Source organism: Fischerella muscicola PCC 7414 (genome assembly GCF_000317205.1).
Lineage (GTDB): Bacteria > Cyanobacteriota > Cyanobacteriia > Cyanobacteriales > Nostocaceae > Fischerella > Fischerella muscicola.
Genome location: NZ_AJLK01000018.1, coordinates 1 through 14,603, shown reverse-complemented (window position 1 = coordinate 14,603; position 14,603 = coordinate 1). Strand labels below are relative to the sequence as shown.

At 42.1% G+C, this 14,603-nt stretch carries 15 protein-coding genes; 8 read left to right on the top strand and 7 right to left on the bottom strand.

Going from position 1 to position 14,603, the window contains the following annotated elements:
* Nucleotides 1–299: 299 nt before the first annotated feature.
* Entirely contained in the window at nt 300–1,160 is an 861-nt protein-coding gene (gene murI / locus UYI_RS0102310) for a glutamate racemase (RefSeq protein ID WP_016865075.1), read from the top strand.
* Nucleotides 1,161–1,278: 118 nt separating this feature from the next.
* Here murI and UYI_RS31780 read toward each other — a convergent pair whose 3' ends face one another.
* The gene (locus tag UYI_RS31780) at nt 1,279–1,455 is read right to left on the bottom strand and encodes a hypothetical protein (protein WP_235147896.1); all 177 of its coding nucleotides are present in this window, start codon (nt 1,453–1,455) and stop codon (nt 1,279–1,281) included.
* A 951-nt stretch (nt 1,456–2,406) separates the two neighbouring features.
* On the opposite strand from UYI_RS31780, the gene sds reads away from it, so the two are divergent.
* Nucleotides 2,407–3,378, top strand: coding sequence for a solanesyl diphosphate synthase (gene sds / locus UYI_RS0102300; protein ID WP_016865073.1), 972 nt, complete (start codon nt 2,407–2,409; stop codon nt 3,376–3,378).
* Nucleotides 3,379–3,458: 80 nt separating this feature from the next.
* On the opposite strand, the gene UYI_RS0102295 is transcribed toward sds, so the two are convergent.
* A complete protein-coding gene (locus tag UYI_RS0102295) occupies nt 3,459–3,932 on the bottom strand; it encodes a hypothetical protein (RefSeq protein ID WP_016865072.1) in 474 nt (157 codons plus the stop codon).
* Nucleotides 3,933–4,135: 203 nt separating this feature from the next.
* On the opposite strand from UYI_RS0102295, the gene hetZ reads away from it, so the two are divergent.
* From hetZ to UYI_RS0102275, 4 genes are all read left to right on the top strand, one after another.
* Nucleotides 4,136–5,323 (top strand): heterocyst differentiation protein HetZ, encoded by a 1,188-nt coding sequence (gene hetZ, locus UYI_RS0102290; protein ID WP_016865071.1) that lies wholly within the window; start codon nt 4,136–4,138, stop codon nt 5,321–5,323.
* Complete coding sequence (locus tag UYI_RS0102285; protein WP_016865070.1) at nt 5,316–6,290, top strand: hypothetical protein; 975 nt, start codon at nt 5,316–5,318, stop codon at nt 6,288–6,290. The genes hetZ and UYI_RS0102285 overlap by 8 nt, the downstream gene beginning before the upstream one ends.
* Nucleotides 6,291–6,550: 260 nt before the next feature.
* Nucleotides 6,551–8,887, top strand: a complete 2,337-nt coding sequence (locus tag UYI_RS0102280) for a transglutaminase TgpA family protein (protein WP_016865069.1) — start codon at nt 6,551–6,553, stop codon at nt 8,885–8,887.
* Nucleotides 8,842–9,687 carry an EndoU domain-containing protein gene (locus tag UYI_RS0102275; protein ID WP_016865068.1) on the top strand — a complete coding sequence of 282 codons (846 nt, stop codon included), beginning with the start codon at nt 8,842–8,844 and terminating at the stop codon, nt 9,685–9,687. Before UYI_RS0102280 ends, UYI_RS0102275 begins: the two co-directional genes overlap by 46 nt.
* A gap of 194 nt (nt 9,688–9,881) precedes the next feature.
* Here the strand turns inward: UYI_RS0102275 and UYI_RS36405 are convergent, their stop codons facing one another.
* From UYI_RS36405 to UYI_RS0102265, 3 genes are all read right to left on the bottom strand, one after another.
* Nucleotides 9,882–10,064, bottom strand: a complete 183-nt coding sequence (locus UYI_RS36405) for a hypothetical protein (RefSeq protein WP_157226283.1) — start codon at nt 10,062–10,064, stop codon at nt 9,882–9,884.
* Nucleotides 10,064–11,242: a RuBisCO large subunit C-terminal-like domain-containing protein gene (locus tag UYI_RS0102270; RefSeq protein WP_016865067.1), complete on the bottom strand. Its 1,179-nt coding sequence runs from the start codon at nt 11,240–11,242 to the stop codon at nt 10,064–10,066. The genes UYI_RS36405 and UYI_RS0102270 overlap by 1 nt, the downstream gene beginning before the upstream one ends.
* 156 nt (nt 11,243–11,398) lie before the next feature.
* Nucleotides 11,399–11,773: a c-type cytochrome gene (locus tag UYI_RS0102265; RefSeq protein WP_026085694.1), complete on the bottom strand. Its 375-nt coding sequence runs from the start codon at nt 11,771–11,773 to the stop codon at nt 11,399–11,401.
* 209 nt (nt 11,774–11,982) lie between these two features.
* On the opposite strand from UYI_RS0102265, the gene petG reads away from it, so the two are divergent.
* On the top strand, nt 11,983–12,096 hold the full coding sequence (gene petG / locus UYI_RS0102255; protein WP_016865064.1) for a cytochrome b6-f complex subunit V: 114 nt from the start codon (nt 11,983–11,985) through the stop codon (nt 12,094–12,096).
* Nucleotides 12,097–12,270: 174 nt separating this feature from the next.
* Here petG and rsmD read toward each other — a convergent pair whose 3' ends face one another.
* Nucleotides 12,271–12,825: a 16S rRNA (guanine(966)-N(2))-methyltransferase RsmD gene (gene rsmD / locus UYI_RS0102250; RefSeq protein WP_016865063.1), complete on the bottom strand. Its 555-nt coding sequence runs from the start codon at nt 12,823–12,825 to the stop codon at nt 12,271–12,273.
* Nucleotides 12,826–13,044: 219 nt separating this feature from the next.
* Nucleotides 13,045–13,686 carry an imidazole glycerol phosphate synthase subunit HisH gene (hisH, locus tag UYI_RS0102245; protein WP_016865062.1) on the bottom strand — a complete coding sequence of 214 codons (642 nt, stop codon included), beginning with the start codon at nt 13,684–13,686 and terminating at the stop codon, nt 13,045–13,047.
* 612 nt (nt 13,687–14,298) lie between these two features.
* Between hisH and UYI_RS31775 the strand changes: the two genes are divergently transcribed.
* A partial coding sequence (locus tag UYI_RS31775; protein WP_035138009.1) for a DUF3370 family protein occupies nt 14,299–14,603 on the top strand: 305 nt, incomplete at its 3' end.

The window sequence follows — 14,603 nt, the reverse complement described above, 5'->3', positions numbered from 1 at the left end:
CTCTTTTTCTCTTGTTCTTGGCGCACTTGGCGTCTTGGTGAGTCCACTTGCCGCTCTTGGCGGTCTCCGTCACGTAGACACGTAGTGGCTTCCCGTAAGGGTTGGCAAGGTGGCGTAGACGCGCTTTGCGCGGCTTCAAGGTAAGAGTACCCGGAGGGCGGTTTATGACTCTACCCCACAAAGTTGCCTTGACAAAGAACTAACAACTACCAACCATCAACCACCAACAATCAACTATGAACAAATTGTTACAAAATCCTGTATCTTAAATATCGCAATACTGACATCAAATTCTGCCTGTGATTTCATCTTCTCAGTTTGAAGGCAATCTATACGATTTCTCCCAAGAACCCCAGCGTGCGCCAATTGGTATTTTTGATAGTGGTGTGGGTGGACTGACGGTACTGCGGCAACTCTATCGCCAACTCCCAAATGAATCAATTATTTATTTTGGCGATACAGCTAGACTTCCCTATGGCATTCGTTCCCAAGCAGAAATTCTCCAGTTTGTCCGAGAAATACTCACTTGGATGCAACAGCAACAGGTGAAAATGGTGATTATGGCTTGCAACACCAGTTCTGCCCTAGCGCTAGAGATAGTACGGGAGGAATTTCCCATGCCAATTCTGGGGCTGATTCTACCAGGAGCAAGGGCAGCAGTGCAGCAAGGAAAGCGCATAGGTGTAATTGCCACTCCCGCAACCGCTAAGAGCAATGCTTACAAGCGTGCTATTATTGAAATAAATCCCGATGTCCAGGTTTGGCAGGTTGGTTGCCCGGAATTTGTGCCGCTAATAGAGCAAAATCGCATTCATGACCCCTACACAGTTGAAGTGGCACGTTCCTATTTAGAGCCTTTAGTACAACAGCAAATAGATACTCTTGTTTATGGCTGTACCCATTATCCCCACCTAGCACCAGTATTGCGATCGCTCCTTTCAACTTCTGTGAAACTAATTGATCCGGCTGTACATGTGGTAGCTGCCTGTGCAAAAGAGTTAGACCTACTTGGTCTTAAGAATACCCATCCAGCTTTGCCAACCCGCTTTGTTGTTAGTGGTTGTCCACAACAATTTGCTGAGTCATCTGCGGTATGGTTAGGTTTTACTCCTATGGCTGAGGTCGTATGCTTATCTAATACAGCTGTTTCTAGTAATTAGTCATTGGTCATTGGTCATTGGTCATTGGTCATTGATTAATAGTTACTAATTGTTACAAAGGACAATTGACTAATAACTAATGACAAAGAACAAATGACCATTGACAATTGACCATTGACTAACGTACACTACTGGCTTCGGTGACATTTGGTGTTACCGATACTTCCTGTGTATGATTTCCTTTATGATTTAAAGCAACATTACTAGGTGTTGTTTTATTACCTGTTCGCTTTGCTAGTGCCAATAGCAAGTAAATAGTGAACAAGTATCCAGAAGCTAATATAAAGATCATCATAGGCATCTTCCCATAAATCATTTTTCTACCAGTGCCTTTGCCAAAGAAATATAAATTGAGTAAAATTAGCAGGAATTCAGCCACCCATAATTTGTGTGGCTTTAATATTACATACGAGACTAACGGGAGAACTTTTGTCCTTCCGAATTAAATAGATTGTGTTTTGTACGATTTTTTTGCAGACCACACTTACCACAGCAGTTAAATAATCCAAAAGAAATTTAACTACTGCTTCAGCAGTCTACCCAGTCTGCTATATTTAACGCGTACCTTTAATTGGTAGGAGCGACGCCGACACACAAACAGCGTCGAAGATGTGTAAACACTCTGCTTCCTCTAAAGGAAATCCACAGATCCTAACCTGGAGGTTCGCACACCACAGGACGAAGCACAAAAATCAAATTTTTGGCTTGACCTGCGATTATTCATGTTCATTCACAACACCTAAGCAAATTTACCTAAAGGGTATTTACCTTGCTGTTGTGGTGAACATCTGAAAAATTTAAAATCCCTAGATTTTAGCGTAACACAATAGCCCTGACTTTTTCAGGCAACTTTTGTGCTAATTCAAAAATTTTCTAAACTATTGCACAAGAGATTTCAGAAATTTTTCTTTATATGAGAAATAACTTATGTGTAATATTTTATAGGTAACTTCTCAGTAGTGTTTTGTAGTTTTTTTCGCCTTTACTTAAAGATTTTATAGAGTAGAGATAAATTTTTTGTTAAAAATTGCGTACTTACCGTATTTAGTCAACATATACGCAAAACTTAGTGTAATAAATATATCAATAAAATGTAAATTTCGCTGAAATTAGTACAAGTATATTTTATTTGATTGTCCCCAAAATTAGGAACTTCCTGAGAAAAACTTTGCGCTAATTCTGGGTTATCTTAAAATGAGTATAGGATATGTAAACTTTCGTAACCTAAGCCAAAGTCCGCCAATCCATGACCCCAGCTACCTCCCTATTTTCCCCTGTGGAAGCAGACCTGCAAATACTAGCAGATAACCTCAAACAGCTAGTTGGGAATCGTCATCCCATCCTTTATGCAGCAGCCGAACATCTATTCGGAGCTGGGGGAAAACGCATCAGACCAGCCATTGTTCTACTGATATCACGAGCAGTCATGCTCGATACAGACATTACACCACGTCATCGCCGCTTAGCTGAAATTACGGAAATGATTCATACAGCGAGCTTGGTACATGATGATGTTGTTGACGAATCAGAAATGCGGCGTGGTGTACCCACAGTTCATAGTCTGTTTGGCAATCGTATAGCCGTCCTTGCAGGGGATTTTCTCTTTGCTCAGTCTTCTTGGTATCTAGCAAATTTAGACAATTTAGAAGTTGTAAAGCTGCTATCAGAAGTGATCATGGATTTGGCCGCTGGAGAGATTCAGCAAGGGTTGAATCGCTTTGATACCAATATTTCTCTAGAAACCTATCTAAAAAAAAGCTATTACAAAACAGCATCTCTGATTGCTAACAGTTCCAAAGCTGCCGGAGTTATTAGTGAAGTATCAAAAGAAACTGCCGAACATTTTTATCACTATGGTCGGAATCTGGGTTTAGCATTTCAGATTGTCGATGACATTTTAGATTTCACCAGTTCAACAGATACTCTCGGTAAACCAGCTGGTTCGGATCTCAAAAGTGGTAATTTGACTGCACCAGTGTTATTTGCCTTGGAAGAAAAACCTTACTTAGAAGTACTGATTGAAAGAGAATTTGCTCAAGAAGGCGATTTAGAACAAGCATTAGCACTGATTCATGATAGCCAAGGTATCCAACGGGCAAGGGATTTAGCGGCTCACCATGCGAAGTTGGCAGTTGAACAACTTGAGGTGCTTGTGCCTTCAGATGCACGTCAGGCATTGATCCAAATAGCTGATTATGTGTTGAGTCGGCTTTATTAGGGATCGGGAATTGGAAAGAATTTTGGATTTTAGATTTTGGATTTTAGATTGAAATCCAAAATCTAAAATCTCTAGTCTCCTCAAGCAATATCTGGTGGTACTTGATTCTTTGGTTGATTTTTTTGCAGCTGCTGTTGGACTAAATGCTGCAAATGCGTTCGTTTGACTTCAATTCCATTTGTGATGGTGCTAGCCGTGTCAAAAAATACTATACTATCTACGGGTTCTAGTGCCAGTAGCTGGAACAATATATGGGTAACAGGTATGGGGGCAGCTATTACTTGAGGGTCAAGCCCAGCACTATAAGATGTAGGAATATCCTGTAAGGTAGGAAAAGCATAAATTACCTGCTTTTCTTCTTGTGGATTTCCACGGTTGCTTAATGTAGTTAAGACCCATTCCTCATCCAAGTTTTGGAGAATATAGTATTGGGGATGGCGTAACTTCTGAGCGATCGCACTCAAGGCGGGGGCAATTGCTGTGACCAGTGTTGGTGTTATACCATCTTGGGGTGCATTATCAATCAGCGATTGGATTTGTGCTTTTAAGTCCATATTTACCTGTAAATGGCTTATCGGTATTGGCTATAACTTCAAGGGCTGTGCGAACAATCAAACAAAAATCGGGAATCATAAAATCAGCCGCATTCTCAGGGCAAAACTGCCTTGGGTTTAGCTTATACGTAAAACCCCTCCCAATACCCACAGTCATACAGGTTGTCAACAAGTATGTTAGGGTCAGTTTAGACACGAAACTTATGAAATTAGCCGCAACCACAACTATTCAGGGAGAATTTTCTATCGGCGTGGAGGCGATATTTCCATTCCTTTTCCAAGAACTTCAGCAGTCAACTAAAGCTTGCGAACAGAATTGCCGTGACGTAGCAATGCGAATTGCTGCCGAGGTCTACCGGATTTGCAATGAAAGTAAACGTATTCAGGCTTCCGGTTCTGTAGAAAATTCGGCAATGACCCTAGCCAAGCATCGCCTGCAACAGTGCCTGAGATACTACCAATTGGGTTCAAATCGCGGCAGGGTTGAATTACATAGTACCTTGAGTGCGATCATCTACCGTTACATCAATCCGCCACAAAGGCAATTGAGTTATCAAGGCCGACTAACCGTAATTGAAGATTTTCTGCAAAGTTTTTACTTGGAGGCTTTAAACGCTTTCCGACGAGAAAATCAGTTAGAACCAACTTACCGTCCACGCACACTGCTGGAATTAGCAGAGTACATGGCATTTACAGAACGCTACGGTAAGCGACGCATTCCCTTACCAGGACGTCAGCAACAATTGATCATCCTACGGGCACAAACTTTCTCGCAACAGCAACCTCCAGAAACTTGTGTAGACATAGAACAAGCGGCAGAAGGTAGTGGTGAAGCTGAAGGTTCTTGGGAAGATCCAGCAGTACAACAATTGCGAAGCGCAATGGCCACACAGACTGAACCAGAACCCCAAGAAGATACCCTGCGATCAGTTGTGGTTACAGAATTAATGAATTATTTAGAAGAACGTCAACAAACTGATTGCGCTGATTACTTTGCTTTGCGCCTCCAAGATTTGTCCGCTCAAGAAATCGAGACAATTTTGGGCTTAACCCCTCGTCAGAGGGATTACTTACAGCAACGATTCAAGTATCATTTAATTCGGTTTGCTTTGTTGCATCGTTGGGAGTTAGTTCACGAGTGGTTAGAAGCGGATTTGCAAACTAACTTGGGTTTAACTCCTCAACAATGGCAAGCTTACACTGAAAAGCTTGACGAAAAGCAGCGCTCTTTATTAGAACTGAAGCAGCAGGGACAAACTGATGAAAAAATAGCTAAAACTTTGGGTTTATCAATGGCACAACTTCAGAAGCGTTGGTTTAAAATTCTTGAACAAGCTTGGGAGATTCGTAACTCCTTAGTGTCCGGATCAAGTGCTTCTACTCATGAATAGTCACTCAGAAACCTTACAAACAGATTTACTCTCTTGGTTATTGACAGATCCTGTCAGTTCCAGAGAGTATACGCAAGTTAAGGATATCAACGGGGCAGACAACCCTTTGCTAACAACCACCGATTTTACCAGTGGCGAACAAGAGGGGTGGCAGCCCCAAATATATTTATTGGGAGAAATTCCAACTGTGCAAGAACGTTTCCAAGCCGTACTTAAACGTCGGTTAAAAGTCGAAGTTGAAGACCAGCCTCCGCTATTTCCTTGGGAAACACAAATACTAGATTATCCCGAGTATATAGACGAACCAGTGATGGAGCTAGTTCCTAGCTGGGCGTGGGTGGCCCACCAGTCCAAACTGAATTTACCGACACTTCTGCCGGAGAACATTTTCCGGCAATTGCTCGACAGATGTCAAGCACTCATAACATCTTCTCTACCATTAGGGGCAAAATTAGTCCAAGCAGTGGAAAGCTTTTTCCCTAATGAATCTCAACTCTTAAACGACTTAGCAGGGACAATCCAGCTAAGAGCCAACCTCCGGTATGGCGATACTCTAAATCCTATGCCGAATCTGGATAGCGATTATTCAGATTTACAACCACAGCAACAGATGCTGGTGTCGTTGCTAGCAGCTCAACAACTGTTAGAAAGTTTGACTCTGCCAATTTCTACTACAAGCCCAGTGTTAGAAAGGCAATGGCTAACTAGCGTGGGTGTTCTTAATTTGAGAGTAGAATACCAATCTCAAGGCCCAGTGCCGAAATTGCTGATTCGAGGAGATTTACCCTCGAAAGGGGTAGTCAAACTTCAAGGTAGTGGTTCCCAAGCAAGGGCAGAGTCTTCTAGCCCAGGTTGTTTGAGTGTGGAATTATGCTGTACTCAACTTGATGAAGCTTATACTTTAATCGTTGAGTTGAAAGAAATAGACCAGCAGCCTTTGTTGTTTGTAATTATTCCCACAAAATAACTCAATAGTTAGCGATCGCTAGCACTGAAACTTGATAATAGCCTTTGTTATGAAATGAATATCATCCTGGTTTTGAAAGAGTTCCCATTTTTTAAAAAGCGGTTATTAGGGCGTCTACAGGCAGCTACAGTGAGGAGATTTGTAATACGAGAGAGGTAAAAGTTGACCTCGCTCGTTTTGCGTCAGTAGCGTCTACTATTATCGCTTTGCTTTTGTACCCATCCGCTGCTTTTTAGATCGAAATGTTTAACTTTTCCAGGATGAATTGGCTTTGGCGTCTACCTTTGGGCCATGACTGGCGGCAAAATATGCTCCAGTCGCCTGTAACAGCAGAAGTGGAAGATTCAATTACCTTGCGGGTGCTGGTGCTAGCGTTGGTAATTGTGGGCATTGTGGCGACGGATATTGCCGCTGAAACTTGGTCTAGTTTCTGGGCAGTACCACTGTCGATATTAGGTGCAATTTGGAGTTATTACCGTCGCCGCGATCGCAATATCCCAGTTAAATTTTGTATTGCCATAGGAATGTTAGTAGCACTAGGTGCTTTCTTAGGGCGATTGTTAGGAGAATTGAATGATACACGACTAGCTTTAGCAGAACTATTAATTCAACTCCAGGTGCTGCATTGCTTTGATGTTCCTCGTCGGAAAGACTTGAGTTACTCAATTCTCATTGGATTAATTCTGCTGGGTGTGGCAGCAACACTGAGTCAAACTCTAGCGTTTGCGCCTATATTACTGTTATTTTTAGCGATCGCCCTGCCTACTTTAGTAGTAGATTACCGTTCCCGACTTGGATTGGAGCAATTAAATACTCAAAATGAACAAATTTTGAGGAATTCCCCTACACAGGGGAATTCCTCTGTTTTTAATTTAAAATTTTTAATATTTAATTTTGTGATGATAGTGGGGCTGGGGCTGGTAATCTTTGCCCTTTTACCACGCCTACCAGGTTATCAATTGCGGATGTTTCCGGTCAGTTCTCCAATTGAGACTAGAGGCGAATTTTCAGGACGTAATATCATTAACCCTGGCTATGTCCGCCAAGGTAATCCTAACAATCAAGGTAATGGTAGCAGTGGTACTAGCAGCAGCCAAACTGGTCAACCAGGAAAAGTAGATAATAGCTTTTATTATGGTTTTAATAGCCAAATCAACCAAAACTTGCGCGGAGAGATGACACCCAAAATAGTCATGCGGGTGCGATCGCAAGCAGCAGGTTTCTGGCGAGTGTTGGCTTTTGACCGCTACACAGGTAAAGGCTGGGAAGTTTCCCGCAATGATCAAGTCAAACGCTTACAGCGATCGCCTTGGTCTTACCAAATTTTTCTTGACCCGCCAATCAGTGCAGCTCAAACTAAAGAAATTATCCAGACTTACACAGTGGTGTCTGATTTGCCAAACCTGATTCCAGCAATGGCATTTCCCAAAGAAATTTACTTCCCGACACCGATGCTGGCTGTGGATCAAGAAGACGGATTGCGATCGCCTGTAGGATTATCAGAAGGCATGACCTACACAGTCATTTCCCAAGTTCCCTATCGCGATCAGACTTTGTTAGGCAAATCTTCTAATAAATATCCACAAAATATTAAAAATTACTATCTGCAAGTTCCGCTAGAAACTGCCGTCAAAGTCCGTAAACTTACAGAAGAGATTCTAGCTAACTACAACCAACAAAGAGTCGCACAGTCAAATAAATCACTAGACTCTACTTACGAAAAAGCTCTTTACCTAGCTCAGTATCTCAAACAAAACTATAAAGTCCCGGAAAATCCCCTAGATTTACCTTATTTGAGTGAAAACGAAGACTTAGTAGAAGCTTTTTTATTCAAACATAAAGGCGGCTATCCAGACCATTTCTCTACAGTCTTAACGGTAATGCTACGTTCCATTGGCATTCCCGCACGCTTGGTAGCGGGGTTTGCGCCGGGAGAGTTTAATCCTTTTACGGGGATGTACATCGTCCGAAACACCGACGCCTATGCAATGACAGAGGTGTATTTTCCCAAATATGGCTGGTTTGCGTTTGACCCCATTCCCAACCACCCCCTAATTCCTCCTTCAGTAGAAGATGAGCAGACTTTCAACACATTGCGTCAATTTTGGAATTGGGTTGCTGGCTGGCTACCCTCTCCTGTAACAGGTTTGCTGAATTATGTATTTGGGGCTATATTCACCTGGGCTAGCAAAGCTTTTTCTTGGTTTGTGTCGCTATTTTACCAAGGATGGCTGGGTGTTTTCACTGGCTTAATTTTTGCCACAACAGCAGCTTTCTTAAGTTGGTTAGGCTGGGATAGATGGCGGGAGTGGCGCTATCACTCGGCTTTGAGGAAATTACCACCGATGGAACGTTTGTATCAGCAAATGCTGCGCTGGACAAGTCAACAAGGTTTAGTGAAACACCCAGCCCAAACACCGCTAGAGTATGCGACAATTTTATACCAACATCATGCGACGGCAACGGCTGAGGTGATAGAGGAAATCTCCCAAGCCTATGTAAGTTGGCGTTATGGTGGTCATACTCATGATGTGCAGAGACTGCAACAAAAATGGCAAGAAATGAAAAAGACTACCAAAAAATTAAAGCTAACTTAATTTGGTTAAGACTGGGATTATTTTATTTGCTAGCAGCTGTGCCATTTTGGTTACATCCTTCAGTTACAGCTCAGCAAAATACCAAACTTCTGCCATTTTTTGATCATGAAGATAATCCTGTCCCGGTTGGGTATCCCACCGGACAGCAGTTAGACATTTCACCGCCTGCACCAAAGCTAAATGCTTTTGATCAGGCTGTTTTGAATATTTGTGGTGCAATGGGTACGAGGGTTAGCCCAAATCAATTTAGGCAACTATTATCCAATTATCCAGATGTATTGAGCAAGCTGCAAAAAGTCACTGGTGGCGAATTACGTCCGGGTAGGAAGAAAAAAGCAGAATTTTTACAAGATTTAACTAATATTTGGTTTAAAAAACAGGGTTTTGAACACATTTTTTGTGGTGAGATATATAACGAAAATGATATAGGCGGCTTGCATTTTTACGGTAGATATTTGCAGTTACAAAATCAAGGTATTGGTGGACGCCTTCCCAATAATCAAGCACGGGAAGAAGTAGTTCCTGGTGTAATCTATACAATGGGCGTAGTGATTAAGCAAGGCGATCGCACAGTCACTGATGTAATTAAAGGGTATGGGTATCTAAGTAATGCCCAAGAAATGCTTTTAGACGCTACAAAAATATTTAAACTCCAAGGAAATACTGAAGGGGCTTGTATTTATAATGTTCGCGATGGAGAAACTGGCAAGTCTTTCCCCACTGTTTTTGTTAGGGAAGATAAGGCGATCATTACTTTTTATCCTGATGCGACTCCTAAGGGAAAAGCATGTAGAAAGTAAGGTGTTTATGGAAAGCGATCGCGTAATTCAACGGATACACACAGATGTAGTGGTATGGTGCTTCTAATCGGTGTTCATCGGTGTTCATTGGTGTTCGTCTTTCTTCTACTGGGTTTGGTCGCCAAGCGCTATATTTTTGAATAATCGAACACAGATGCACACGGATACACACAGATGGATGATGCGTTGGTGTTCTAGTGGTATGGTGCTTCTAATCGGTGTTCATCGGTGTTCATTGGTGTTCGTCTTTCTTCTACTGGGTTTGGTCGCCAAGCGCTATATTTTTGAATAATCGAACACAGATGCACACGGATGCACACGGATACACACAGATGGATGATGCGTTGGTGTTCTAGTGGTATATGATTGATTCGCATTAGAGGTTATCTGAAAAACCCCACTTTTCCACAGCCCGACGTAGTGAACCCGGTGGCAAACTTTCTGGGCCAAAAGATTGACTTTGGGCAACACGTTCTAAAGCTTCAAAAAATGCCTGCACACCCGCAGCAGCACCATCTGGATGATCCATGATGCCAGTACCAGCGTTGAGAATCACATCTTGACCGTAATCGGTTAAGGCTTTGGGAACTATACCTGGATGAATGCCAGCAGAAGGGATGGGGAAGACTCCACGACTACGTAGGATATCTCTAATTTGGGCTTCTTCTGCTGGATCAAAAGGTAAACTGCCGTAGTGTGCTGGGTATAGGACAGCGTCAGCACCAGCATGAGCCATGAGGGTTCCTAATACCACTGAGTATGCCATACCATAATCGGGAGCGGCACACATTGCCCCGGCGAATGCTGGATGGGCGAAAATGGGAACGTTGATTTCGGGGTCACTAGCTAGGGCAGATAGGACTGAAAAACCGTAGGTAAGGACATTTAATAAAAGTGCGTTAGCACCCTCCCGTACCAAAAGACGCGCTTTCTCTAGTAATCTGTCTGCTGTACCTGTGACGTTGACTGCGTACAATACTGTACGCCCTGTTTTTTGCTTGACCTCATCTAAAACTTGGCGACAAGCCTGGAGGCGTTGTAGGGTGGGGGCAATATCTAAATCGCCCAAAATTTCATCATCTTTGATAATATCTAGTCCAGCATGGGCTACTTCTGCCAAAATAGCGGCGTGATCTGAGGCTGAAAGACCCAATGCTGGTTTGAATATAGCCATAATCAAGGGGCGGTCAAACACCCCCAAGCGTTCACGAATACCTTTAATTCCAAGTTTGGGAGAATGACCGTAGGTTTCTGGTAGACGTACCGCCACAATTTTTGCCGCACCAGCCATGGAATATTTACCAAATATCATTGTCAAGAGGCTGGATATATCGTTTTCCACATTAGCTTTGGGAAAGCGAATCGTGGCAAGGCTGTGACCTGTTTCGGTTTCGGTTTGGACTGAGACTACTTCTGCAAGGTGCGATCGCAAAGCTGCTTCTCTATGGGCAAAACGTGCATCCCAAGTTCCGACTGTTTGCCCCACGGCGATTATTTTGGCTTGTTTATGGGCGTCTACACCAGCAGGAAAGCGGTAGTCTACTTCAATGGTCATTTTTCTTGGTTGTTAGTTATTAGTTATTAGTTGTTAGTTGTTTGTTGTTTGTTGTTTGGAATCATAAACTATTAATCATCAACAACCAACTAAATTTTGTTGTTTGGAATCATAGACCACCAACAACCAACCATCAACCATCAACCACCAACAAAACTACAACGTTTCCAAATAGCTAAGCAAATCTGCCATTTCTTTGGCACTAGGCTGGAATTTCGGCATAGGAGGAGTGTCGCCACTGATCACTTGATGAATTAGACCATAGGGTGATTTGCGCTTGGAGACTCCTTGTAAACTGGGACCGACACGACCATCTGCTTCCCAACCATGACAACCAGCACAGTTGATTTGAAAGATGGCATGTCCCTGTACCGGATCGCCAGTCAGGGATAAAACTGTCTTGACATAGGGATCGGAAGCTCTTACCATGCGAACAGCAAAAATCCCCAAGGCAAGCGCTAGCAAAATCGCCAGAGCCATCAAAGCGATGCGCTGAATCATGATTTTAGGTTGGGTAATTTGGTTATCCAAATTTTTTTGCTGTCAAAGTTAGGTGTACAAAAGTTTTTCATTTCATACACATAGCTTAAAATTTCTTTGATTGTGTTTGCAAGCACAAAATCTACATTTTCTGTGTTCTGTTGTCGCCTAAAACCATATTCAGACTGGGATTGATGCCAAATTTGGTAAGATTGGGAACAGGACATAAATCTTTAACAACTGCAACAAGGAGATTTCAAGTGGTTGAACCCCTGCTAGATGGCATTGTTCTGGGTCTAATCTTCGTAACTCTGGGTGGATTATTCTACAAAGCCTACCAGCAATTTAAACGCCCCAATCAGTTGGGAGGTTAAATTCAGTGGACAGTGAACAGTTATCAGGTATATGATACCCACTTATGAAACTGATAACTGATAACTGTTAATTATTGGGGAAATTAGGATGTTGGGGTGATGGGGAGACACAATTAAAAACAAAAAATTAAAAATTTTTAATTGTCTGTGTCCTTGTTCTCCCACGCCTTCTTCTCAATCTTCTGTTTCTGTTGTTCTGTAGAAAGTAATGGCCGTGTTTCCGTAAATTTTTTGACGACAAATTTCTAAACCGGGAATTACGAGCGGTGTATGATTTTGAAGACTGTGTTCTATTGCTATTTCCCCATCAGCATCTAATAATCGGTATGATGCGATCGCTTCTAATACTGGCTGGTAAACTTGACTAGCATAAGGCGGATCGAAGTAAATTCGATCAAACTGCTGTCCTGCTAGTTTTGGCAACCACTGCACTACATCACCGCGCAGCACTTTCCATTCCTGTTCATCTTTTGCTACTTGTTGCCAGTTTTGTTGGATAATTGCACAAGCACGACTGGATTGTTCGATCGCGATCACGCTTTTTGCTCTTCTACACAATGCTTCTGCACCCATCGAACCTGTACCGGCACACAAATCTAGCCAGCGACATCCTTCGATTGTTCCTTGCCAAATATTAAATATGGCTTCTCTAACCCGCGCACTTGTGGGTCTAGTGTCTTTACCTGGTAATGTTTTTAACGGGCGATTACCGTAAATTCTCAGAGCCATGAGCTTGGGGTAAAAATTAACGCAGACTTAAGTACAAACTCACTTTCGCTCTAACTTTTCATCACAAAAAGTGGTTTAGGTAAAATATTAACTAATTTTTGTCCCATGAGACAGCTATCCACCACTTTTTAGCAGAATTTTTCCATCATTCTTGATGTGGATGGTGGAGTGAATAAAACAGGTGAGTAATGGGAGAAATTTACAAAATTTAACTTGATTTTAAGCAGCAATTTCTTCGCGATCACGGACTTGGGCAACAAAATTAGACAGAATTTGCAATCCGATATTAGAAGATTTTTCGGGGTGAAACTGGACTGCCATTAAGTTTTCGTAAGCAATAGCGGCTGTAACTATTTGACTACCGTGAGTGACGGTAGCAGCACGGACTTCAGGTTCGGCGGGGTCAACATAATAAGAATGGACAAAATATACCCAAGGTTGAGGCGCTAAGTATTCCCATAAAAGACATTTTGGTTGAGTCAATTCGAGTTGATTCCAACCCATGTGGGGAATAGTGATGCCTGGTTCTGGACGGAAGCGGCGTACTTTTCCTTTAATAATTCCTAGCCCTGGTTCACTGCCTTCTTCACTGGAATCAAACAAAATTTGCAATCCCAAACAAATACCTAAAAATGGTTTACCAGATGCGATCGCTGCTTTGATGGGTGCTTCTAAATTCCGCGATCTTAAATGTTGTACTGCCGGGTCAAATGCACCCACTCCCGGTAATACTATCGCATCTGCTTTTTCTAATTCCTTTGCAGAATCTGTAACTTTAGGAGTTGCCCCAGCTTTTTCTAAACCTTTACAGACTGAGTGCAAATTTCCCATGTCGTAGTCCACGACTGCTATAACCGCCATTAACTTGCTCCCTGTCAATTTATTATGGAGGGTATTTCTATTTTAAATAATATTCCTTATGAAGAGAAGGTTGCTATTAATTTTATTTTGAAACTTGGCTACCTGATCAACAGTCAAATTCCTCTGATGATTTATTGATTGAACTGGCTAAACTTCATTAGTTCTCTCATGATTTAACTTTCTTCCTTGATTGTTGCCTGTGGATGTGCAACTTGTCAGTAATCGAGTACTGGAAAAAATTGCAGAACTCTGGCCGGATGGGATGAACTGCTGTAGCATGAGCGAAAAGCAGAGGTAATTAAGCGTGGAGTCCAATGCTAATTTTAGTGAAACTGTGTTGCATACAACGTTGAATTTAGAGCAATTGGTGGTAGAGACAGAGAATATTGAGATTAGCCATGACTGCGGCCAATTTGTCTGTTGCAGCTCTATATTATTCAGCACTAGATTACTCCCGACAGTTCTAATTAAGAGTTTGCATCTTTATCCACGTTTCTATTTTGACTAAAGAAAAATCTTCCTCAATAGTTGCTGATTTTTTATTAATTATTCACAGGGTGGCACTTTGATAATATTTTTTGCGTCTGTTTGTAGAAAAATTTCTCTAGGTATATGTTGCCAATCTTACTAATTCTTCCAATCGCTCAAACAATTCCTCTGCCACCATCACCACCAGAAGAAGTAGTACAAACTCAACAAGTACGTCCTTTACCAGGAAAACTGGATCGAATACCAACCTTTAATAGCAATAGTCCAGAAAAAGTTCTGACTGAAGGAATTCTCCTTTCTACCTTTCCTGGTGAAGGCAAGAAAGTACCAACAGCACATCTCAACTATCCCTTTAAAGGAAGATTTGATATTTTTGCCCATCATGTTGCTGAAGCACCCACCCCAAATGACTTGCGATCGCTGTATCT